This window comes from Paraburkholderia ribeironis (assembly GCF_900019265.1).
GTDB lineage: Bacteria > Pseudomonadota > Gammaproteobacteria > Burkholderiales > Burkholderiaceae > Paraburkholderia > Paraburkholderia ribeironis.
Genome location: NZ_CYGX02000192.1, coordinates 1 through 675 on the forward strand (window position 1 = coordinate 1; position 675 = coordinate 675).

General features: G+C 64.4%; 1 protein-coding gene. It reads left to right on the top strand.

The annotated features are described in order from the left end of the window. Positions 1–471: 3-keto-5-aminohexanoate cleavage protein (locus BN2475_RS33095; RefSeq protein WP_143326069.1), on the top strand; the 471-nt coding region annotated here is incomplete at its 5' end. Positions 472–675 lie beyond the last annotated feature (204 nt).

A 675-nucleotide genomic window follows, 5' to 3' on the forward strand; every position in this document is an offset into this window, starting at 1 on the left:
GGCATTCATGCGCTCGAAACGCTCGAGCGCCTCGTGCGCAAGGGCGTCTACAAGGGGCCGCTGAACCTGACGTGGATCGGCATCGGCGGCGGCTTCGACGGCCCGAACCCGTTCAACTTCTTCAACTTCGTGCATCGCGCGCCGGATGGCTGCACGCTCACGGCCGAGTCGCTGCTCAAGAACGTGCTGCCGTTCAACATGATGGCGATGTCGATGGGCCTGCATCCGCGTTGCGGCATCGAAGACACGATCATCGACCAGCACGGCAAGCGCTTCACATCGGTGCAGCAGATCGAGCAGTGCGTGCGCGTCGCGCGTGAACTCGGGCGCGAGATTGCCAGCGGCAAGGAAGCGCGCGAGATTTACCGCATCGGCGTCCAGTACGAGACTGTCGACGAGACGCTTGCCGCCAACGGCATGGCGCCGAATCGCCAGACGGGCGTGAGGAACCTGCCGCTGCGCGCGGCGTGACAGATTGAAGCCCGGCGGGCGCATCGACCGATGCCGGGCTTCGAAGGCAGGACTCTCCGGCGCGTGCCGGGGAGCATCAGGACATATCCATAATCGGCCGCCTTGCCCAACTGGCAAGAACGCGGGGACGGCCGACAAAGAGGCGGACGGGAAGGAGACAAATCATGCTCATGCAGCATGCCGAGCCCACGAGACCGTACTAGA